Consider the following 20,663-nt stretch of genomic DNA (forward strand, 5'->3'; position numbering starts at 1 on the left):
TGCACGCGGTCGGATCAGCCGTTGGCGAGCGCCTTCACCCGGGAGATGTCGCCGTTGAACCAGTCCTTGTCCAGCGGTGACGAGGTGTACTGCCACATCGTGTAGTAGGGCCAGCTGCCGGGCAGCGTGCCGGGCGACGAGGAGTAGCGCGCGATCCACAGCGGGTTGGTCTTGCTGAACGCGGTCGAGTTGCCGGTGCAGGTCTTCCACCAGTCGGTGGTCGTGTAGATCGGCGCGTCACGTCCGGTCTTTGCCTTGTATTCGGTGAGGAACGACTTGATCCAGCTGACCATGGCCGAATGGGACTTGCCGTAGCAGGTCGAGCCGTAGGGGTTGTACTCGATGTCGAGCATGCCCGGCAGCGTCTTGCCGTCCTTGGACCAGCCGCCGCCGTGCTTGACGAAGTAGTCGGCCTGCGCCGCGCCGGACGACGAACTCGGCAGCGCGAAGTGGTAGGCGCCGCGGATCATCCCGATCTTGTAGGAGCCGTTGTACTGCTGGGCGAAGTAGGGGTTGGTGTAGCTGGTGCCCTCCGTCGCCTTGCTGTAGGCCCACTTCACACCGGCGCCCCACTGCGAGCTCCAGTTGACGTTGCCCTGGTGGCTCGAGACGTCGATGCCGAGCGTGCGGCCCGAGGCCGCAGCGGGCGTCACCGAGCGGGTCAACGGCTGCTGGGTGTCGGGAGTCTTCCAGCCGGCATACGCCTCGCCCGGGGCATGTATGCCGGCACGCGCTGCGGCAGTCGTCGGACTGTCGCCGGTGGCGGGGGCGGCGTGTGCGGGCCCGGTTGCGATCGCGGCGGTCAGGGCGACCGAGCCCGTCATACACAGGGCGGTGACCAGGGACTTCCTCATGAGCACTCCTCCGATGGGGTGTGCGCGGTGTCGTCCAGGGGGTGAACAGCACAACGCGTCTGTTAAGTAATTCCCACGCTATTGATTCTGTGTAAAGTGCTTACCTCTTGCCGGTAAAGACTTCTTCAGAGCCGGTGAACATTGCTCGTCGCCGCGCGTTCCCGCCCGCGCGCGAGCATGCGAAAAGCGGGCCGGACCGGCCCGCTTTCCGTGTGCTCTCAACAGGATTCGCGCACCTGCGATGCGCTCGATCAGCCGTTGGCGAGTGCTCGCACCCGGCTCAGGTCACCGTTGAAGTAATCCTTGTCGATGGGCGAGGAGGTGTATTGCCACATCGTGTAGTAGGGCCAGCCGCCCGGGAGCGTGCCGGGGGAGGAGGCGTAGCGGGCGATCCACAGCGGGTTGGTCGAGTTGAACGCGGTCGAGTTGCCGGTGCAGGTGGTCCACCAGTCGGTCGTGGTGTAGATGACCGCGTCGCGGCCGGTCAGCCGCTTGTATTCGTTCAGCCAGGTCTTGATCCAGGTGACCATGCCGGACTTGGAGTAGCCGTAGCAGGTGGAGCCGTAGGGGTTGTATTCGATGTCGAGCATGCCCGGCAGCGTCTTGCCGTCCTTGGACCAGCCGCCGCCGTGCTTGACGAAGTAGTCGGCCTGGGCGCTGGCGGAGCGGCCGGCCGGGTTGGCGAAGTGGTAGGCGCCGCGGATCATGCCGACGTTGTAGGAGCCGTTGTACTGCTGGGCGAAGTAGTCGTTGGTGTAGTAGTCGCCCTCGGTTGCCTTGGTGTAGGCCCATCGGACGCCGGCGTTCCACTGCGAGCTCCAGTTGACGTTGCCCTGGTATGCCGAGACGTCGATGCCGGGTGTCTTGGTGGCGGCCAGCGACTGCAGTGATCGGGTCAGGCCGGGTGAGGTGCGGTTGCTGCTGACGGCGTGCTGCTTCCAGCCGGCATACGCATCACCCACCTTGTGGATGCCGGCGCGCTGGGCGGCCGCGGTCGGCTGCAGCTGTCGGGAGTTGTCGGGGGTGGTCGTGGCCTGGGCGGGGGTGGCAACGGCGACGAGTGCCAGCGAGGCGACGGCAGCGCAGACACTGAGCAGGGGCTTTTTCATGGTCGGGGTCCTTTGCAAACGAGACGTTGAACCGTTCGGGGCGGGCTGTGGTCCGGGGGAAACCTCAGCTTCAACAAACTTCACGGTATTCACACGAGGTATATGAGTCACCAATGTTTGGTAAGGCTTTGACAGGTCGGCGAGTCGCACCGGGTGAGTTGTGGCACGCAGCGTGGCCGGCCCGGTGTTGTCCGGCGACTGACCGGCAACTGTCCGGCAACGTTGCACGCACCGCGCTAGCGTGGTCGGCCGTGACGACTGAAGAGGTATGGCGCGGCGGCTCTCTCGGCGACCAGGCGCACGCGGTGCTGGCGCCCAACCCCGGCCCGATGACGCTCGACGGCACCAACACCTGGGTGCTGCACGTCCCCGGGGGCGACAGCGCGGTCGTGGTCGACCCGGGGCCGCTGGACGAGGGTCACCTGCAGGCGGTGCTGCGGTATGTCGACGGACTCGGCGCCCGTGTCGCGCTGACGCTGGTCACCCATTGGCATCACGACCACACCGAGTCGCTGGGCCGCTGGGCAGAGCTGGTCGACACGCCGATCCGTGGTGGCGGCAACGGCGAGCCGCTGGTCGATGGCGAGCGGATCGCCTTGGGATCATTGCGGATCCACGTCCTTGCGACGCCCGGGCATACCGCCGACTCGATGTCGTTCCACCTGCCCGACGCCGACGTCCTGATCACCGGTGACACGGTGCTCGGCCGCGGCACGACCGTCGTCGCGCACCCCGACGGTGCGCTCGGTCCCTACCTGGAGTCGCTGGAGAAGCTGCACGCGGTCGCGTCGGCGCGGCCGACCGGACTGGCACCGGCCCACGGCCCGACGCACGCCGACGCGGCGTCGGTCATTGCGGCATACCAACAACACCGCCTGGAGCGGCTGGAGCAGGTGCGTGCCGCGCTCGCGGCAGGCGACGCGGACGCTGCCGACGTGGCGCAGGCGGTGGTGGAGCGGGTCTATGCCGATGTTCCGCGGGATGTGTGGCCTGCGGCGAAGGCGAGCGTGCGGGCGCAGTTGGAATACCTCGGAACGACGCCGTGACCTCGACAAGCTCGGCCACCTCGAGGGACAAGCTCGGCCACCTCGTCTTGTGGTCGTTGAGCTTGTCCCTTCATGGTCGTTGAGCTTGTCGAAGCGACCTTGTGACCTCGACAGGCTCGGCCGGCTCAGGGCAAGCTCGGCCGGCTCAGGGCGTCAGCGCCGCCAACACGACACTGATGTTGTCGTGGCCGCCGGAGGCATTGGCGAATTCGACCAGCCCGGCGGTGATCTCGGCGGCCGAGTCGCCGTGTGACGAGCGCACCCGCTGCACCAGGTCCCACAGGTCGGTGGGCGCCGAGCAGTAGTTCCACAGTCCGTCGGTGCACACGATGACCCAGCCCGGCTCCTCGGCGAGCAGGTGCGCCATACGCGGGGTGACGTCCTCGGGTGCGTTGCGCCCGAGCCAGCGGGTGATCGCGTGCGCGTTGGGGGCGTTCTCGGCGTTGTCGCGCGGGACGCCGCGGCGCATCAGCTCATTGGCCATCGAGTCGTCGTCACCCAGCTGCACCGCGCGGTCGGGCGAAGCAGCGGGGATCCAGTAGACGCGGCTGTCGCCGACATTGCCGCCGACCACGAGGTTGTCCTCGACGACGGCAGCGGCCAGCGTGCAGGACGGCGGCTTGGGGTCCGCCTCGTCGGTGCCGGTCTTGGCGGCTGCGTCGCTGCCGGCACGTGCTGCCTCGGCGAAGGCCTGCCCCGCGGTCTCCAGCCAGGTCTCGTCGGGCACGTCCCGGCGCGGCATCGGCTCCGAGAGTCGCTCCATGGCCGCGATCGCGGCGGCCTGGGAAGCCAGGTGGGAGTCGGTCGAGGTCGAGACGCCGTCACACGCGACGAGCACCGCGCGGGCGCCGACCTCGGTGGAGGCGGCCAGGGCGATGGAGTCCTCGTTGCGGTGGTGGCGCTGCCCGATGTCGGACTGGCCGGCGACCCAGGGGTGCGGGGACAGCGCGACATGGCTGCGCGGGTCCGCTGCGTCGTTCGCGTTGTTCACTGCATCGTTCATTGCGTCCGCTGCACTGCCCGCCGTAGGGCCCACTGCGTCGTCCGCCGGCAGCGGTGCCTGGCTCTCGTCCACTCGGGTGCCTTCCTTCGCTCAGCGGCGACCTGACGTCATCCAGACGATGCGGGGACGCCGATGGTTCCGCAGCCTGGCAAGGACAGTATGCCGGGGCCGGGCTCAGCGCGCGCGGCGTTGCAGCCGCTCGGTGTCCATCAGGGTGACCGCCCGCGCCTCGAGCTTGATCCAGCCGCGCGAGGAGAAGTCGGCCAGTGCCTTGTTGACGGTCTCGCGGGACGCGCCGACCAGCTGGGCGAGCTCCTCCTGCGTCAGGTCGTGCGCGACCAGGGTGCCGTCGTCGGCGGGCTTGCCGAACCGGCGGGACAGGTCCAGCAGCGCCTTGGCGACACGTCCGGGGACATCGGTGAAGACCAGGTCGCCCAGGGCTTCGTTGGTGCGGCGCAGCCGCGCGGCCAGCGCCGACAGCATCTTCATCGCGACCTCGGGGCGGGTGCCGAGGAACTCGGTCATGTCCGGGTGCGACAGCCCGACCAGCTCGGTGTCGGCGATGGCGCTGGCGGTCGCGGTGCGGGGGCCGGGATCGAAAAGACTCAGCTCGCCGAGCATCTCGCCCTCACCGAGGATGGCAAGCAGGTTTTCGCGGCCGTCCGCCGAGCGGCGGCCGAGCTTCACCTTGCCTCCGGTGATGACATAGAGGGAGTCGCCTTGCTCGCCCTCGTGGAAGAGCTCCTGCCCGCGCGCGATCTTGGTGCGGGTCATGGTCGACAGCAACGCCTCGGCAGCGTCGTCGTCGAGAGCAGCGAACAATGGCGCTTTGCGCACAGCCTCGGTATCCACGAGGTGCAGTCTGCCACGAGCGGCCGTCATACGTTGCGCAGCTCACATCCGGCCGCGTCGGCGGACCGCCCGTCGGTGCCGAGCAATAGGGTCGTATGTCGTGAAGCCCATCGACGTATCGGCCGAGTCCGACCTCGCCCGCACCCGTCGGGCCCGCAAGATGTTCCGCGCGCTGTCCGAGCAGTTCCCGCACGCGCACTGTGAGCTCGACTTCCGCACCCCGCTGGAGCTGCTGGTCGCCACGATCCTGTCCGCGCAGACCACCGACGTCGGCGTCAACAAGGTGACGCCGACGCTCTTCGCGCGCTACCCGGACGCCGCGGCATACGCCGGCGCCGACCGTGAGGAGCTGGAGGAGCTGCTGCGCCCGACCGGTTTCTACCGCGCGAAGGCCAAGTCGGTGATGGCGCTCGGGCAGGCGCTGGTTGAGCGCTTCGACGGGGAAGTCCCGCCGCGGCTGAAGGACCTGGTCACCCTGCCCGGCGTGGGACGCAAGACGGCGTTCGTGGTGCTGGGCGACGCCTTCGGGCTGCCGGGCCTGACTGTCGACACCCACTTCGGCCGGGTCGTGCGCCGTGCCGGCTGGACCGACCTGGAGGACCCGGTCAAGGTCGAGCATGCGATCGGTGAGATGTTCCCGCGCAAGGACTGGACCCAGCTGAGCCACGTGCTGATCTTCCAGGGACGCCGCATCTGCCACGCCAAGCGTCCGGCGTGCGGCGTGTGCCCGATCGCGCGGTGGTGCCCGTCATACGGCGCGGGCGAGACCGACCCCGACAAGGCTCGCAAGTTGCTGAAATTCGAGTTGGCGCCCGGCGCCGACCGGCCCGACGGGGTGCCCGAGCCGGCCGCAGTCCTGTGACCGGGTCGTCCGCCGAGTTCGTTCCCGCGTCCGAGCCGGACTGGCTGCGGGAGCTGGCGGACCGCGCGCACGACGCACCGCTGGTCGCCGGGTTGCCCGAGGGCAGCGGCCGGGAGTCGGCGGTGCTGATGCTCTTCGGCCAGGACGAGCACGGTGCACACGATGTCGTGCTGACCGAGCGGTCCGCGTCGCTGCGGCACCACGCGGGACAAGTGTCGTTCCCGGGCGGCCGGGTCGACCCCGGTGACGCCTCCTACGCCGACACGGCGCTGCGTGAGGCGCACGAGGAGATCGGCCTGGATCGTGCGGGGGTGCGCGTCGCCGGTGTGCTGCCTTCGTTGCCGCTGAGTGTCACCGGCTTCCGGGTGACCCCGATCGCCGCGTGGTGGGAGCGGCCGTCGCCGATCGGTGTCGTCGACACCGCAGAGGTCGCGCGGGTGGCGCGTGTCCGGCTGGCCGACCTCGTCGACCCGGCCAACCGCTTCAGCTCGGTGGTGCCCGGGCGGGAGTTCGTGTCGCCGGCGTTCGAGGTCGACGGGCTCTACGTCTGGGGGTTCACCGCGATCCTGCTGGACGCCACCTTGCGACTCGCCGGGCTGGAGCGTCCGTGGGACCGGGGTGATAAGCGGCCGGTGCCGAGTCGCTATCTGCGAGGCGGCTGAGCCGCGTCGGTGCGTCTATAGGTCTCCCCGGCGGCGGCATACGAAACACGAGAGCCCCGGCACGTGGCCGGGGCTCTTGTGTGTTGAGTCTGGGCGAGTCAGGCCTTCGGCGGCTTGACCGCTGCAACGGTGCGTTGCGCGTTGTCGATGGTGCGCTCCGGCTTGCCCTTGACCTTTTTCAGCGCGCTCACGCCGAGCAGCGCCAGGATCAGGGTGATCACCAGCAGGACGCCCGCGGTGATCAGCATGCCGAGCCACACCGACAGACCGGCGGCGTGCAGCCCCCAAGCGAGGGTGAGCAGCAGGAAGCCGAGCATGTAGAGCGCGAAGAGTCCGGCAGCCGCGAGCAGGCCGGCGCCCTTGCCGCCCTTGGACACATCGGCCTTGACCTCCACCTTCGCCAGCTCGATCTCGTCCTTGACGATCGACTTCAGGTCGGTGGAGACGTCAGCGACCAACTGGCCGAGAGTGCGCTCCGTGCCCTTGGTGATCTGGGCCATCGATTACTCCTCGTGGTGGTTGTCGGTTCGCTCAGCCTGTAGTTGCCAGAATAAGCACATCGAACTCACGGGTACCTTAGTCGCTTCGGCGCGCTGCACGGACATGCCGGGTCTCGCGCGGGGTCACTGGGGTTGAGCGCGGTCATCCTGCTCCGCCTCGAAGCAGTCCGGCACCCCGTCACCGTCGGCGTCCAGTGACTCCTGCGCGTGGATCTGCCGGTATGTCGCGTTGCGCGACCGCAGGACCGCCGTCGCGAGCAGAGCCGCGAGCAGCGAGCCGCCGAGGATGCCGAGCTTGACGTGCTCGTCGGCGACCGAGCCGCTGCCGAACGCCAGCTCACCGATGAGCAAGGACACGGTGAAGCCCACCCCGGCCAGCAGGCTGAGGCCGAACACGTCCGACCAGGAGAGGCCGTCGTCGATCTCGGCACGGGTCAACCGGACCGTCAGGGCGGTGCCGCCGAAGACGCCGATCGTCTTGCCCAACACCAGCCCGATGACGACGCCGATGGTGACCGGGTCGCGGAGCGCGTCGCTCAGGCCGCCCCCGACGACCGTCACGCCGGCCGCGCAGAAGGCGAACGCGGGCACGCAGATCGCGGCTGAGAAGGGGCGCAGGCGGCTGTCGATCAGCCCGCCGAGCGACCGGCGCTCGCCGGGGCGCGGAGTCACCGGCACCAGCAGACCGAGAGCGACACCGGCGACGGTCGCGTGCACGCCGGAGTTGAGCACAGCCACCCAGGCGAGCAGCCCGAATGCCAGCAGCAGCAACAGGTTTCGGTTGCCGCGCATGGTCAGCCCGAACACGGCGAGGGCGACCAGTGCGACCGCGAGCCAGATCGGGCTGATCGACGATGTGTAGAACAGCGCGATGATCGTGATCGCGATCAGGTCGTCCACCACGGCGAGCGTGAGCAGGAAGGACCGCAGTGCCGAGGGCAGGTGCGTGCCGATGACCGCGAGGACTGCCAGTGCGAAGGCGATGTCGGTGGCGGTCGGGATGGCCCACCCCTTGAGTTCGCCGGCGCCGATCGCCTGGCAGACGGTGTACAGGATGGCGGGGACGGCGACACCGCAGCAGGCGGCGACGATCGGCACGACCGCCTTGCCGGTGTCGCGCAGTGCCCCGTGGGTGAATTCGTGCTTGAGCTCGAGCCCGGCCAGGAAGAAGAAGATCGCCAGCAGCCCGTCGGACGTCCAGTGCGCCAGGCTCATCTGGAGGTGCAGCACGTCCGGACCGATCTCGGCTGCCACCAGGTCGTGGTAGCCATCGCGCCAGGGGCTGTTGGCCCAGACCAGTGCTGCGACGGCGGCGATGAGCAGCAGGGCGCCGCCGACCGTCTCTTGGCGTAGCAGCGCGGCGACGCGGCGGGCTTCGGGCCAGTCGCTGCGGCTGAAGACACGTCGGATGGGCCGGATCGTCATGGGCACCTTTCGGTGAGCGGGGTTGCGAAATGCGACGCCGACCAGACTTCCCGGCACACCGATACCTAGTTTACCGATCTCACCGCTGACGGTCGAAAAGGCCGGTGACGGTGCAGCAGGGGCGTCACCGGCTGTTTCGAGCGTCAATCGCCGGTTGGGACGTCACCGGAAGTGCGTGTCGGTCCGGATCGGTTGGCGCACCGGGTCCCAGCGCCGCCACGCTGCCGCCGACCGTGGGATGCCGTCAGTCCTGAGTCGGTCGTGCAGTCCCGCGCCGGCGAAGGCATCACGCCAGGTCCACCGGGAAGACGGTGCTCCGGCGCGCCGAGCGCGGTCCTCCCGTTGCTTCTCCTGCCACACCGTGTCTGGGTCGACATACTTCAGCTCGCCGTCGAACTCGCCCCTCCGGTGCGTCCACCCGAAGTCGGAGTAGCCGAAGATGCCGCGCCCGTCGCGCAGCGGAACCTGTAGGTCAGGTTGTGCGAAGCCGAACTCGTAGATCCGTGCCCGGCTCAACGACTCCCCGGGCGACTCGGAGCGTCCGTCCGCAAGTCGTATGGCGAGCTGAGCGCGTCGACGGCCTGATGCGCCGGGTGCGATCGCGGCGACCTCGGCATCCAACTCCTCAAGCGTGCACTTGTGGTCGTGCAACGCCGCGTCCGCAGTCACCAGGCCGGCTGCCAGGTCGCCGACGCGCGCCAGATCGACCACGGTGCGGGGGAGCGACGTGACGGGTATGCCGCGCAATTCCACCGGCTCGGGGACGACCGTGACCCGATGTCTGCGAATCAGCCGACTACTGCCCGCGGCGCTCGAATCGGTCACGACATCAACATGTTTCGGCCATCGCCCGAGGACCGGCAACTCCCACAGGATCGCTGCCGCGTGCCAGCAGGCGGTCAACTGCGGCCTACTGCGCATGGATCGGTAGGTGCACACGACCAGTGCGCGGAAACGGTCCTCGTCGTCCAGCTCGTCCCAGCGAGACTCCTCGACATACGACCCGCGCCGAACGCGTCGCAGTCTCGAGGCGCAGCGGCGAGTGTCCTCCCACGGGATGACGCCACGGCGCAGCAGGTCTTGGGTGTGCAGCAGGTCGTCGGGTTGCAAGCTACGTCCAGGTTTCTGCATCGCACCATGATGGGAGCTCCAGGTGGGTCCAAACCGTTGTCCACAGGGGCAATCGCGTCCGGCAGGGAACCCGATCCACCGGCTGACGGTCGAAATCGCCATTGACGGTGCAGCAGGGGCGTCACCGACCGTTCCGAGCGTCAACGGCGAGTTGCACCGTCAGCGGACGGACGACGCGGGCGCTCAGTCGGGGAAGCCGATGGTCCGGGCGGCAGTGCGGAAGGTGTAGGTGCACATCTGGTCACCGGGCTCGAAGCTGCCCACGAGCTGCCCGAAGAGGTCGAAGCTGATGACGCCGAACACCTGGGTCCACGCGGCGACGAAGCGCACCAGGACGGGCTCGGGCAGCGTGGTGTCGAGCGCGGCCCGGAGATCCTGTGCCTGGCGGCGTAGCGCCTGACCGATGACCGGTGCCGGCGAATCGGTCAAATCGCCTGTCTCCCAAGCTGTTTCGACGAGGCGTATGGCGGCGACGTGGACCCGTGCAGCCTCGGCGACGGTGTCCTGCGGTGCTCGATAACCGGGGACGGGCGAGCCGAAGATCAACGCGTGCTGGTGCGGATGGTCGTGCGCCCACCGGCGGACCGCCTCGCAGAGCGCGACGAAGCGGCGGCCAGGGACTGCGCGCCCGGTGACCGCCGCCTCGGCGACCTCGGCCAGGTCCCGGTACCCCTCGATGATCAGTGCGGTCAGCAGCTCGTCCCGGCTGCCCACGTAGCGGTAGATGGCCGAGGACACCATGCCCAGGTCACGCGCGACGGCCCGCAACGAGAGTGCGGCGGCGCCGTGCTCGGCCAACTGCTGCCGGCCGGACTCGAGGATCCGCTGCATGGTGTCGACGCGAGCGCGTTCGCGTGGTGTGGGGCTCATGCGGCCATGATGACAACTGTGAGCACCAGACACAATAGAGAGCACTGCTCTTGATTAGTTGACGACGAAGTGTTTTCCTAGTTGTGAGAGCAGTGCTCTCGCAACTACTTCGGAAGGCATCGTCATGGCCGCCACTCAGCTCGACCTCGGCACGCGCATCACCAATGTGCTCGTCAAGGGCCTCTCCCGTTTGGGCATCAGCGCGTTCGGAGCCAAGGAGCTCGTCGTGATCGGGCGCACCTCGGGGGAGCCCCGCAGCACGCCGGTCAACCCGGTGCGTGTCGACGGGCAGCTCTATCTCGTCGCCCCGCGTGGGCAGACCCAGTGGGTGCGCAACGTGCGCCATACACCCCGAATCACGTTGCGCAGCGGGCGATCCGAGGAGATTTACGACGCGCGCGAAGTGCAGGATGCGAGCGCGGTGCCCGTGATGCGGCACTACCTGAAGCGGTGGGCCTGGGAGGTGGGCCGGTTCTTCCCGGAGGGCGTCACTGCGAAGTCGAGCGACGACGAGCTGGCAGCTGTGGTCGCCAATCACCCGGTCTTCCGGTTGGAGCGTGCGTGACGCGTGAGGTGAACGCCAACGACGTCGTGGCGTTCCTGATCGAGCTCGTCGCACTGGCGCTCCTCGGCCTCTGGACATGGCGTACGGCGCCGGACCCAGCGCTGCTGCAGGTCCTCGCGGTGATCGTGGTGGTGGGGATCGCCGTGACGCTCTGGAGTCTGTTCGCGGCGCCCCGGGCGAGGTTCGACGTGCCGGCGCTCGCGCTCGGGGTCAAGGTGCTCGTGCTCGGCGGCAGCGTGGCGGCGGGCTTCTTGGTCCTGCCCGTTGCGGTCGCGATCGGTTACGGCGTCGTTGTGGTGGTGAACACCGCGCTGATGTATGTCGGCCCGTTCGCGCGGTGACGCGACGTGCCGCTGCGTCGGGCGCGCCGTCGAGCGGGACTTCTCGCCCAGGGGGTTGACACCCAGAAGCGTAAGTGGCAACTTACCGTTCGTGGCAACTTACCAAGATGCATGGGTCCTGCTATCCGATCCGAGTCGGCGGGCGATCGTCGAAGCGCTCGCGGAACAGCCGCGGGCCGTGGGTGAGCTCGCCGCCGACCTGCCGATCAGCCGGCCGGCCGTCTCACAGCACCTCAAGGTGCTCAAGGACGCGGACCTGGTGGCCGAGCAAGCCTCGGGCACCCGACGCGTCTACCGCCTCAACCCTGTCGCGGTCGAGGCGCTGCGTGACCAGTTGGACGCCTTCTGGGCGCGCACGCTCGCCAGTTTCGGCGAGCAGACCAACAACCCACCGGAGGACGAACGATCATGACGACCACCACAACACCCGAGGTGCAGCGCAGCGTCACCGTGCCGTTGCCGCTCACCGACGCGTTCCGCGTCTTCACCGAACAGTTCGACCTGATCAAGCCGCGCGAGCACAACTTGATGCAGTCGCCGGTCGCGCAAACCGTCATGGAGGTGCGCCCCGGCGGGCGGATCTTCGACCGAGCCGAGAACGGCGAGGAGTGCGTCTGGGGCGAAGTCCTTGCAGTCGAAGCGCCGAACCTGTTGCGCTTCGCCTGGCTCATCGGACCCGACTGGCACGTGCAGGACCGGGAGAACGCCAGCGAGGTCGAGATCCGCTTCACCGCCGACGGCGACGCCGCGACCCAGGTCGGCGTCCGCCACTTCAAGCTCGATCAGCACGGGCCCGGCTGGCAGGATCTGCCCGCTGCACTGAGCAGCCCGAACGGCTGGCCGATCTACTTGCAGCGGTATGCCGATCTCGTCATACAGGGCGGGCGCTGAGGCGCACCGGACCCGCCGCATATCCTCGGTGCGTCCCTGCCGATCTGCCGAGGAGAGCAACATCCGATGACCGCTGCGTTGACCGGACTGACGGCCCTGCCCGGAGTCGCCGACGCGATCGACGCGGCGCGGGAGGCGTGCACCCAGCTTCGCTGGCACGGTGCGCTGCGACGCAGGGTGCCCGAGGTGGCGGCGGAGTCGCGGGTGCGAGGTGCCCGCGCGAGCGCCTTCCTGGAAGGCGCGGAGTTCCCGGTCGACCTGGTCCGGGACGTCATACGAGGGGCGCGGCCGTTGAACCATGACGGTCCCGAGGAGCGGGTGCTGCACGGCGCGATCCAGACGACTGCGGTCACCGAACAGCTCACCTCCGTCGTGCTCAGCGCTCCGGCGCAAGCACTCGCGCGGCTGCACACGGCGGCAGCGGCCGACCTCGCCGACCCGGAGCAACTGGGGCGGCCACGGCGTGCCGGCGAGAGCGCTGCTGAGTTGCGCGACCTGGGCGAGGCGCCGGACGCCGCCACCGCGGGTGCGCGGCTGCGTGGCGTCATCGAGCTGATCGCCAACGCGCAGGACGAGCCGGGCATCCTGGTGGCCGGCATCGCGCACGCCGAGGTCGCGTCCGTGCGACCGTTCACCCACGGAAACGCCATGGTGGCAAGGGGATTGGAGCGTCTGCTGCTGCAGGTCCTCGGTGTCGACCCGACCGGTGCCGTCGTTCCCGAAGCCGGCTACTCGCGGCACGGCGGGGTCGCCTACCAGGGGGCTCTTGCGGCGTACACAGCGGGCAGTCCGGAGGGAGTGGCGCTCTGGCTGCGGCACTACGCGGACGCGATCCTGATCGGTGCCGCCGAGGGCACTGCCATCGCCGATGCGGTGCTCGCCGGGCGGCTCAAGAGGGCGTGAGTCGAAGGCGGATTGTCCGCCCGACGGGGTGCAGATACAAGTCTTGTATGCCGGTCCCGAAGAGAGTAGACCTGAGGTCATCAACGACGGATGGGAATCCGACGACCACCGCTATCGAAACCGGCACCCACGCGGAGACAGTCCACGTTATGGACCGCTCGTTCAGGGCCTTGTGCCCTGGCGACAAACCTTGAGGATGCACGCCTGGTAACCGGAGGTAGAAAGCGGTTGATGGCCCCGCCACTCATGTGGCGGGGCCATCGTCTTTCACTCCGGGAAGTTCTCCCGCGCTGCGCTCCTCCGAGACTTCGCAAGGACCCCGGATGAGCGGCCACGAAGTGTGACTCCACTGCTCACGCTGCAAACTTCGACGAAAGGCCGGTTGGCCGGGAAAGCCCACGTCTAATGAGCCGGGGAATCGACGAAATTTCGGTGACATGCGGTATGTGCCGAAACCGTGTTTGGTCCTTACCTCACGGTCCTTCTTCTGCAGAAGGTAAGGACTTCTTATGAGAACGCCGTAGGGCATTGTGCTGGTGCTGACGGCCGGTTCACACTTGATCTCGAAGCGCTCCCTTCTAGGTCGTAGCGCCGCGACGGGTTCCTACCCCCCAGGGCCCCGGCGCACTGAAGACCCCCGCCCACCCCCCCGGCGGGGGTCTTCATATGTCTGCGCCAATGTCCCGGCGAATGCCGACCGACCGACCCGTCGGTCCCCTCATCCACACCCCGTCAGGTGATCGGCCGGCATCCACAAGTAGCGACGTCAGCACTTCGCAAAGGGTTCCGTCCGACCCACGATCGGCCTCATGACAAACGGGCGAACGATCGCAGTGCTCGGCGGAGGCACCGGCGCGGGAGCAACCACCCTGGTGGTTGCCCTGGCGATGCGGGCACACGCAGCCGGACGGCGCGTGACGGCAGTCGACGCCGACCCGTGCGGTGGCGGGCTGGACGTCGCATTCGGCATCGAGACCGAGCCCGGTGTCCGCTGGGAGGACCTGCTCGGCTCGGACGGTCCGCTCGACGGTGAGCGACTCGCCGAACGCCTGCCCGAGCACCACGACGGGCCGACCGTGCTGTCCTTCGGCCGGCAGTGGTGCGCAGTGCCGGAGGAATTGTTCGAGCGGACCTGGACCGGGTTGCAGCAGGCGCAGGAGCTCCTGCTGATCGATGTCGGGCGCCAAGCACTCGCCAGCGGTATGACGGAGCGGGTCGACGAAGTGGTGTTGGTGGCGCGCGGCACCGCCACCGGACTGGCCGCCGCAGGGGCGACCGCTCAGCAGCTCCAGCGAGCACCTCGGCTGGTGGTGCGCGGTGCCGGCCGGTCCATCGCCCGGGAAGCGGCCACAGCACTGGACACCGAGTTGGCCGCCGTCCTGCCCACCGACCAGCGACTGGCGGCCGACACGGAGCGCGGCATACCGCCCGGCTCACGAGGCAGATCTGCCTACGTCGGAGCCTGTGACGTGTTGTTGCGCGATCTGTTGTTGCCCGAGGAGGTGGCGGCGTGACCGGCGTCCGTCACACCCCGTCGGCCTCGGGGACGACACCGGCCGGGGAGACACGAGCGGCACGGGCGACCGATGCGGCGGTCGGTGATGCGTTGTGGGCGCAGATCCGTGACGGTCGCTCGCCGACGGACGAGAGCGTCGAGCGACTGGCCGCGCTCGACGCAGCAGTGCTCGGGCAACACAGCGTGCAGTCCCTCGAGGGTCGATTGCGCGCCGACGTCTTCGGTGCCGGACCGCTCGAGCCGCTCCTGGTCGTCCCGGGCGTCACCGACGTGCTGGTCAACGGTGTTGCCGGGGTGTGGATCGACCGTGGGGCCGGGCTCGAGCGCGCGCCCGTCGAGGTCGGTGACGCGGCGGCAGTCCGGCGTCTGGCGGTGCGTCTGGCGACCCGGGCCGGGAGACGGCTGGACGAGACATCGCCTTTTGTCGACGGACTGCTGCCCGGCGGTGTCCGACTGCACGCGCTCCTGCCGCCGCTGGTCGACGGCGCGGCCCACATCAGCTTGCGGGTGCCCCGTCGGGAGCCGCCCGCGCTCAGCCACCTCGCTGAGTCCGGCACCTGCTGCCCCGAGGGGTTGGCGGTGCTGCGTCGGATCATCGCCGCCCGGGTCGCGTTCGTGATCAGCGGCGGCACCGGATCGGGCAAGACCACGTTGCTGGCGTCGATGCTTGCGGAGGTCGCTGCCGTCGAGCGCATCGTCGTGGTGGAGGACGTCCGGGAGCTGCAGATCGATCACCCGCACGTGGTCCGGTTGGAGAGTCGCGCACCCAACGTCGAGGGTCGCGGCGAGATCACGTTGTCGACTCTGGTCCGCCAGTCGCTGCGGATGCGGCCCGACCGGCTGGTCGTCGGCGAGGTCCGCGGTGCCGAGGTGCGCGAGCTGCTCAGTGCGCTCAACACCGGTCACGAAGGCGGTTGCGGCACCGTGCACGCCAACGCCAGCGGCGACGTCCTGGCGCGTTTCGAGGCCCTGGGTGCACTGGCCGCGATGTCGGGCGGCGCAGTGCGTTCGCAGCTTGCGTCGGCGGTCAAGGTCGTCATCCACGTGCGGCGGGAGGGTCTCGACCGAGTGGTGGCCGAGATCGGTGTCATCGGCTGGGTCGGCGACCGACTCCGTGTCGTGCCGGCCATGCGCCGGGAGGACGACCGCCTGCGCCCGGTCGAGGGCTGGCCCGTTCTGGCCGCGCTGCTCGCCGGACCGTCACAGACCCCGGCGGACTCGACAGGGCACTCGACCGGGGACGCGGCGGGGAACCCGACGGGGGACTGGTGATGAGCGCAGTGGCCGCACTCTGTGTCGCACTGGCGATCCTCTGCTGGCCGGGGCGACCGGTGCCCGTTGGCGGACGCCGCGGCGGCCGGCTTCGTTTGCCCGTGCGCCGCACCCGCACACCGCGCAACGCCGACCTCGACGCCCTGACCACGATGGTCGAGGGCATCGCTCCTGCGGTTGCGGCGGGCGTCATACCGGCGACCGCCGTTGCGACCTCCGCGCTGCTGACTGCGGCTACGACCGCCGACCCGGCGCTGCGCAAGGACCTGGAGACGCTGGCGAAACAGGCTGCGGCCGGTGCCGAGCTGGCGCCCGTGTGGTCGCGCCTGCACCACCGACATGACGTGCCGGCGCTCGGCGAGGTGGCCCGCGCCTGGGCACTGTCGGAGCAGTTGGGATGCGCGATCGGCGACGCACTCGGTGTCGCGACCGCGATGATGCGCGAGCAGTTGGACCTCGAGCGCCGCATCGCGGCGGCGACCGCCGGGCCGCGCGCGACCATGCAGCTGCTGACCCTGCTCCCGGTGCTCGGGGTGGGCATCGCCGCGATGATCGGTGTGCCGCCGTGGCAGCTCTACGCCGGGACTCTGGGCGTTGCCGTGCTCGTGCTCGGCGCGGCATTCGTGCTGGCCGGGCGGTGGCTCACCCGCCGGATGATCAGTCGTGCAACGACCCCGGCGGCGGTCCTATGACGACGTGGTGGCTGGTTGCGCTTCTGGTCGCGGTGATCCCTTCGATCTGGCCCGCCCGGACGGGATCGAGCGCGAGCGCCGCGTCGGACTCGCCGTCGCCGGCCGCGCTCGAGACGCCGCCGGGCCACACCGTCCCCGAGCACGTGCTCAGCGTCGCCGGAGCACTGGACCTGATGGCGCTCGCGCTGGGCAGCGGGGTGCCGCTGGTGACCGCGGTCGAAGTGGTCGCCGACCGCAGTGGCCCGGTCGTCGCGGGGCAACTGCGTCAGGTCGTCGCGGCTTTGCGGTGGGGCGTCGCCGAGGCGAAGGCATGGGACGGCCTGCCGGCCATCTGGCGTCCGGCCGGTCAGGCTGTCGCGCTCGCCGGGACGGCCGGTGTCCCGCCCGCCGGACTGCTCCGGCGCGCTGCCGCTGACATGCGCCGTGCCGAACAACGTCGCGTCGAGGAAGCCGCCGGCCGGCTGTCGGTGTTGGTCGTCATACCGCTCGGTTTGTGCTTCCTGCCGGCGTTCGCGTTGCTGACGGTGGTGCCGGTGATCGCCGCACTCGCCGGGGACCTGCTCGCAGGTGCCCGATGAGTCCCAGAACCCGCGCCGACACGGCGCGTGGAGCCGCTCTCGCCGAGAGCGGCTCAGCACACAGGAAGGGAGACGCACATGTCACGGAGGACGATCCGGTTGGGTGCCCGGCTGCAAGCACGATGGCTGCAGCTGGCCGGCGATGCCCGGGATCGGCGGGAGGCGGGGATGACCACCGCCGAGTATGCCGTCGGAACGCTTGCCGCGGTGGCGTTCGCGGTGGTGCTGATGGCGGTGGTGAAGTCGGGAGCGGTGAAGTCCGCGCTGACCGGCATCATCGAGTCCGCACTCAGCGTCGCGTCCTGATGCCGGGGAGGTGGCCGCGACCGGCGCGCCGGGTGCGGCGTCGCCGCGCCGTCGGGCGTGGCGGCGAGCGCCGCGGCGAGCGTGGCATGGTCACTGCCGAGCTCGCGGCCACCATCCCCGCGCTGATCTTCGTGCTCCTGGTGGCCGTCAACGCAGTGATGATCGGCATCAACCAGGTGCGGTGCGTGGATGCCGCACGTGCCGCGGCTCGGGCGGCGGCGCGGGGCGACAGCGCACCCGCGGTGCAGCGTGCCGGCACTCGTGCCGGACCGACCGGCGCGACCGTGCTGGTCGCTGCCGGCGGCGAGGACGTGACGGTCACCGTGTCGGCTCCGGTGCCGGGACCGTTCGGGTGGCTGGTCGGTGGCCGGCCGTTGCGTTCCGCGGTTACGACTCCGGTCGAGAGCTCGGAGCCGCAGTCGTGAGCGACGCGAATCACCAGTCACCCGAGCGTGGTTCGGCGACGGTGTTGGTCGTGATGTCGATCGGCGTCGTGCTGTTGTGCTTGGCAGGAGCGTTGGCGTTGCTGTCGGCGGTGCAGGCCAGTCACCGGGCTCGCGCTGCCGCCGACCTTGCGGCGCTTGCCGGCGCACGTGCACTGGTCGGCTCGCATGCCACTGCTGCGCCGTGTGAGGTCGCGGCCGGTGTGGCGACGCAGAACGGTGGGGCGCTGGTGGAGTGCACCGTGGCTGGTGACGACATCATGGTCGACGTGAGTTGCCCGGCGAGCTGGCCGGGCCTGGGGCGAGCGACCGCGCGTGCGCGCGCGGGGCCGGATCCGGCGCCGGACTCGAGCTCTGCTCCCGCGGACTAGACCCAGACGCCACCCCGCTTGTCACGCCACCAGTCGGCGAGGGCTCCGACCGCGTCCGGGCTGTAGAGGTCCGGGTGGCGGCTGATACCGGCAGCGTAGATGCCGATCTGGCGATAGACCGGGTCCCGCATGTATGCCGCAAGGTCGTCCTGGTCGGTCAGCACCCCTGCATGCGCCATCGCCGTGAGTGTGTTCGTCACGGTTCCGGCATCGCGGTCGTTCTTCAGCAGGAGCCGCAACTGGGTGTCGTTGTCCGGTGTCGCGAGGCGGGACACCAGGTAGGTCGCGAGTTGCCGGGTGATGGGATCACGGCTGGTACCGCAGGTCTCGGCGGCTTCGTCGCAGATCGCCGCCGCAAATGGACTGGAGTAGAGCAGTGACGCCGCATGGTGCCGGATGCCGAACTGCTCGCTGGCGACGATGAGCCGGATCAGTTGCGGCAACACGCTGCCGGTCGGGTGCTCCGGCCAGGTCCGTGCGAGGGCCGCCTCGGTGTATGCCGCGACCTCGGCACGCACGTCGTGTCCGGTGCGCCCACCGGTGAGGTGGGACAGCGGATGCACTTCGGTGTCGATGCGGCGCAGGATCGGTCCGCCGAGAGCGGACGGCAGGGCAGCGGCGAGCGCGGCGATCGGCTCGTATGACCGCAACGACCAGGTCGAAACCCGCCGCGACAGCTCGGCTGCAATCGCTTCGTACTGCGCGTGGCCGAGGGTGCCCAGGTGCGCCGGCATCTGCAGCGCTATCGCGTGAAACACCAGGGCGTTGTCAGGGACGGATGGCAACTCGGTGATGAGCTCGTTGATCAGGTCCGGGCGGCGGATGTCGCCCACCACGCTCCACGCATCGATCACACCGGTGGCTCCGGGCGCCGCACCCAGCGAGCGGGCAGCGTCCAACAGGTAGGTGGCGTAACGATCACAGCCGGCGACGGTGGACAGCGCCTCGACGCGCAGGAAGTAGGCAATGTTCACCGAGCGCATGCACTCGTCCAGCAACATCCGGATCCATTGCGCTGCCAATGCGTTCGGCAGTAGCGACGGCTTGTCTTGCGTGATGGTGTCGATGAGCGTCAGCCAGTCGCTGCCGGTGAAATGCTCGTCGGCGATGTGCCGCTGATAGAAGTCGTCGACCACCTGCTGGCGATCCTCGATCGACCTGGGCGCGAGCCGCAGTGTCGACAGCCGACGTGCGCCCGGCACCTTCGGTGTCAACCGCGCGGCCGAGCGCAATGGTGCGCTGAGCGTGCCCGGCGGCATACGCAACATCTGCTCGTATTTGCCGATCGCCGAGATCACGACATCGGTCTCACCGTTCTCGACGCGGGACACCTCGGTCTCCGACAGGGAGACGCCGCGGGCGCGGGCGGCGGCCGCAAACTCCCTGCCGGTCATGCCGCCGTATTCGGACGCCATCCGATGCGACCACAACAACCACCCGGCGACGGCGTTCATGTCCTCGAGCGTCCGCCATTCCCCCGTCACCACGGGGCCGCGCGCCAGATGGCCCCTTCGCCCCGCAACCTCCCACACCATGACTGCATAGTGCCGCTGTCCGCCGCCTCCGGCACCGGATTCGCCGATATCTTGCAGACCACGCGTGGGTGCGCAAACGCCGTCGCGGCGGGATCAGGATGCGGCCCGCCCGCCCGTGCAGGGGCGCTCAGCGCTGCCAGACGTATGGCGTCGTGGTCGTGACGCGGCGGAAGCCTGCGCGCTGCAGGATCGGCCGGGAGAACTCCGTGGAGTCGGAGTTGATCAGTGTCTTGCCGCAGCGAAGTGCCGCCTGCGCGCGCTTGGCGGTGAGCGCCCGGTAGATGCCCTTCCCGCGCCACTCCCGCAGGGTCGCGCCGCCCCAGATGCCGGCGAAATCGGTGTCCGGGACGGGGTCGATGCGGCCGGCGCTGACCGGTCGGCCGTCGACCTCGGCGACCCACAACTGGACACCCGGAGTGTCCGGGTCCTGTAGTCGTTGCAGGGTCGAGTCGAGACGTTCCTCAACTGTCTCGCGGTCTCCGAAGACGCTGGCCTGCATTCTGATCATCGCGGCGACGTCTTCACGTGAGGTGACACTGCGCAACGAAACTCCTTCGGGGACAGGCACATCCGTGGCGATCGAGGCAGCCTCGCCGACCATCACCGACTCGACCTCCTCGGCGACGAACCGATGCTTGCGCAACAGTCCGTCCAGCGCCGGCACACCATCGTGGCCGCGGGTCTTCCACTCGAACTCGTGCGTCCTCGGGTCGGCGGAGTAGTGCTCGACCGTCTCGATGATCAGCTGCTCGAGCTCATCGTCGGTCGGCGCCCCGAGGCTCCGGTAGCTCACGAAACCCCGACCGCTGTGGAAGGTCCCCCACCTGAGGGGCCCGTGTCGCTCGACGTCGGCCATTGATCGCATCTCGGCATCGGTGCGCAGTTGCTCGTCATACATCGCGAGCAGGGTGGAATCGTCCATCACGGTCCGAGCGT

The 20,663-nt window shown here is 69.3% G+C and carries 25 protein-coding genes; 15 read left to right on the forward strand and 10 right to left on the reverse strand.

The window, feature by feature from the left end; translation table 11 throughout:
• Positions 1 to 14: 14 nt before the first annotated feature.
• The gene (locus ACSZL9_RS13825; RefSeq protein ID WP_446666086.1) at positions 15 to 854 is read right to left on the reverse strand and encodes a lysozyme; all 840 of its coding nucleotides are present in this window, start codon (positions 852 to 854) and stop codon (positions 15 to 17) included.
• Positions 855 to 1,105: 251 nt separating this feature from the next.
• Complete coding sequence (locus tag ACSZL9_RS13830) at positions 1,106 to 1,963, reverse strand: GH25 family lysozyme (protein ID WP_446666087.1); 858 nt, start codon at positions 1,961 to 1,963, stop codon at positions 1,106 to 1,108.
• A gap of 251 nt (positions 1,964 to 2,214) precedes the next feature.
• Between ACSZL9_RS13830 and ACSZL9_RS13835 the strand changes: the two genes are divergently transcribed.
• Positions 2,215 to 3,009 carry an MBL fold metallo-hydrolase gene (locus ACSZL9_RS13835; RefSeq protein WP_446666088.1) on the forward strand — a complete coding sequence of 265 codons (795 nt, stop codon included), beginning with the start codon at positions 2,215 to 2,217 and terminating at the stop codon, positions 3,007 to 3,009.
• Positions 3,010 to 3,154: 145 nt separating this feature from the next.
• Here the strand turns inward: ACSZL9_RS13835 and ACSZL9_RS13840 are convergent, their stop codons facing one another.
• Together ACSZL9_RS13840 and ACSZL9_RS13845 are read right to left on the reverse strand one after the other, a co-directional pair.
• Positions 3,155 to 4,012, reverse strand: a complete 858-nt coding sequence (locus ACSZL9_RS13840) for a PP2C family protein-serine/threonine phosphatase (RefSeq protein ID WP_446666089.1) — start codon at positions 4,010 to 4,012, stop codon at positions 3,155 to 3,157.
• Positions 4,013 to 4,186: 174 nt separating this feature from the next.
• Positions 4,187 to 4,864, reverse strand: coding sequence for a Crp/Fnr family transcriptional regulator (locus ACSZL9_RS13845; RefSeq protein WP_446666090.1), 678 nt, complete (start codon positions 4,862 to 4,864; stop codon positions 4,187 to 4,189).
• 100 nt (positions 4,865 to 4,964) lie between these two features.
• On the opposite strand from ACSZL9_RS13845, the gene nth reads away from it, so the two are divergent.
• Positions 4,965 to 5,726, forward strand: coding sequence for an endonuclease III (gene nth / locus ACSZL9_RS13850; protein WP_446666091.1), 762 nt, complete (start codon positions 4,965 to 4,967; stop codon positions 5,724 to 5,726).
• A complete protein-coding gene (locus ACSZL9_RS13855; RefSeq protein ID WP_446666092.1) occupies positions 5,723 to 6,388 on the forward strand; it encodes an NUDIX hydrolase in 666 nt (221 codons plus the stop codon). Before nth ends, ACSZL9_RS13855 begins: the two co-directional genes overlap by 4 nt.
• A gap of 98 nt (positions 6,389 to 6,486) precedes the next feature.
• On the opposite strand, the gene ACSZL9_RS13860 is transcribed toward ACSZL9_RS13855, so the two are convergent.
• The 4 genes from ACSZL9_RS13860 to ACSZL9_RS13875 form a co-directional block, all read right to left on the reverse strand.
• Positions 6,487 to 6,888 (reverse strand): phage holin family protein, encoded by a 402-nt coding sequence (locus tag ACSZL9_RS13860; RefSeq protein ID WP_446666093.1) that lies wholly within the window; start codon positions 6,886 to 6,888, stop codon positions 6,487 to 6,489.
• A 123-nt stretch (positions 6,889 to 7,011) separates the two neighbouring features.
• The gene (gene nhaA, locus ACSZL9_RS13865) at positions 7,012 to 8,313 is read right to left on the reverse strand and encodes a Na+/H+ antiporter NhaA (protein WP_446666094.1); all 1,302 of its coding nucleotides are present in this window, start codon (positions 8,311 to 8,313) and stop codon (positions 7,012 to 7,014) included.
• A 162-nt stretch (positions 8,314 to 8,475) separates the two neighbouring features.
• Positions 8,476 to 9,444, reverse strand: a complete 969-nt coding sequence (locus ACSZL9_RS13870) for a hypothetical protein (protein ID WP_446666095.1) — start codon at positions 9,442 to 9,444, stop codon at positions 8,476 to 8,478.
• A 183-nt stretch (positions 9,445 to 9,627) separates the two neighbouring features.
• Positions 9,628 to 10,314 (reverse strand): TetR/AcrR family transcriptional regulator, encoded by a 687-nt coding sequence (locus ACSZL9_RS13875; RefSeq protein WP_446666096.1) that lies wholly within the window; start codon positions 10,312 to 10,314, stop codon positions 9,628 to 9,630.
• Between the two features lie 124 nt (positions 10,315 to 10,438).
• Here ACSZL9_RS13875 and ACSZL9_RS13880 point away from each other — a divergent pair, with 124 nt between their 5' ends.
• The 12 genes from ACSZL9_RS13880 (at position 10,439) to ACSZL9_RS13935 (ending at position 18,192) form a co-directional block, all read left to right on the forward strand.
• A complete protein-coding gene (locus ACSZL9_RS13880) occupies positions 10,439 to 10,879 on the forward strand; it encodes a nitroreductase family deazaflavin-dependent oxidoreductase (RefSeq protein ID WP_446666097.1) in 441 nt (146 codons plus the stop codon).
• Positions 10,876 to 11,220 carry a DUF2568 domain-containing protein gene (locus tag ACSZL9_RS13885; RefSeq protein ID WP_446666098.1) on the forward strand — a complete coding sequence of 115 codons (345 nt, stop codon included), beginning with the start codon at positions 10,876 to 10,878 and terminating at the stop codon, positions 11,218 to 11,220. Before ACSZL9_RS13880 ends, ACSZL9_RS13885 begins: the two co-directional genes overlap by 4 nt.
• 91 nt (positions 11,221 to 11,311) lie before the next feature.
• On the forward strand, positions 11,312 to 11,632 hold the full coding sequence (locus tag ACSZL9_RS13890) for an ArsR/SmtB family transcription factor (RefSeq protein ID WP_446666099.1): 321 nt from the start codon (positions 11,312 to 11,314) through the stop codon (positions 11,630 to 11,632).
• Positions 11,629 to 12,111, forward strand: coding sequence for an SRPBCC family protein (locus tag ACSZL9_RS13895; protein ID WP_446666100.1), 483 nt, complete (start codon positions 11,629 to 11,631; stop codon positions 12,109 to 12,111). Before ACSZL9_RS13890 ends, ACSZL9_RS13895 begins: the two co-directional genes overlap by 4 nt.
• A gap of 66 nt (positions 12,112 to 12,177) precedes the next feature.
• Positions 12,178 to 13,014 carry a hypothetical protein gene (locus tag ACSZL9_RS13900; protein ID WP_446666101.1) on the forward strand — a complete coding sequence of 279 codons (837 nt, stop codon included), beginning with the start codon at positions 12,178 to 12,180 and terminating at the stop codon, positions 13,012 to 13,014.
• Between the two features lie 809 nt (positions 13,015 to 13,823).
• Positions 13,824 to 14,528, forward strand: coding sequence for a hypothetical protein (locus tag ACSZL9_RS13905; RefSeq protein ID WP_446666102.1), 705 nt, complete (start codon positions 13,824 to 13,826; stop codon positions 14,526 to 14,528).
• A gap of 92 nt (positions 14,529 to 14,620) precedes the next feature.
• On the forward strand, positions 14,621 to 15,802 hold the full coding sequence (locus tag ACSZL9_RS13910; RefSeq protein WP_446666369.1) for a TadA family conjugal transfer-associated ATPase: 1,182 nt from the start codon (positions 14,621 to 14,623) through the stop codon (positions 15,800 to 15,802).
• Positions 15,802 to 16,494 (forward strand): type II secretion system F family protein, encoded by a 693-nt coding sequence (locus ACSZL9_RS13915; protein ID WP_446666103.1) that lies wholly within the window; start codon positions 15,802 to 15,804, stop codon positions 16,492 to 16,494. The genes ACSZL9_RS13910 and ACSZL9_RS13915 overlap by 1 nt, the downstream gene beginning before the upstream one ends.
• Positions 16,491 to 17,072: a type II secretion system F family protein gene (locus ACSZL9_RS13920; RefSeq protein WP_446666104.1), complete on the forward strand. Its 582-nt coding sequence runs from the start codon at positions 16,491 to 16,493 to the stop codon at positions 17,070 to 17,072. Before ACSZL9_RS13915 ends, ACSZL9_RS13920 begins: the two co-directional genes overlap by 4 nt.
• Positions 17,073 to 17,150: 78 nt before the next feature.
• Complete coding sequence (locus ACSZL9_RS13925; RefSeq protein ID WP_446666105.1) at positions 17,151 to 17,378, forward strand: DUF4244 domain-containing protein; 228 nt, start codon at positions 17,151 to 17,153, stop codon at positions 17,376 to 17,378.
• Positions 17,378 to 17,803, forward strand: coding sequence for a TadE family type IV pilus minor pilin (locus ACSZL9_RS13930; RefSeq protein WP_446666106.1), 426 nt, complete (start codon positions 17,378 to 17,380; stop codon positions 17,801 to 17,803). Before ACSZL9_RS13925 ends, ACSZL9_RS13930 begins: the two co-directional genes overlap by 1 nt.
• Entirely contained in the window at positions 17,800 to 18,192 is a 393-nt protein-coding gene (locus ACSZL9_RS13935) for an Rv3654c family TadE-like protein (RefSeq protein ID WP_446666107.1), read from the forward strand. The genes ACSZL9_RS13930 and ACSZL9_RS13935 overlap by 4 nt, the downstream gene beginning before the upstream one ends.
• Here ACSZL9_RS13935 and ACSZL9_RS13940 read toward each other — a convergent pair.
• Entirely contained in the window at positions 18,189 to 19,646 is a 1,458-nt protein-coding gene (locus ACSZL9_RS13940) for a hypothetical protein (protein ID WP_446666108.1), read from the reverse strand. The two genes, ACSZL9_RS13935 and ACSZL9_RS13940, sit on opposite strands and share 4 nt — an antisense overlap.
• A 208-nt stretch (positions 19,647 to 19,854) precedes the next feature.
• Complete coding sequence (locus ACSZL9_RS13945) at positions 19,855 to 20,649, reverse strand: GNAT family N-acetyltransferase (RefSeq protein ID WP_446666109.1); 795 nt, start codon at positions 20,647 to 20,649, stop codon at positions 19,855 to 19,857.
• Positions 20,650 to 20,663 lie beyond the last annotated feature (14 nt).

The sequence above is a fragment of the Flexivirga sp. B27 genome (assembly GCF_052905685.1).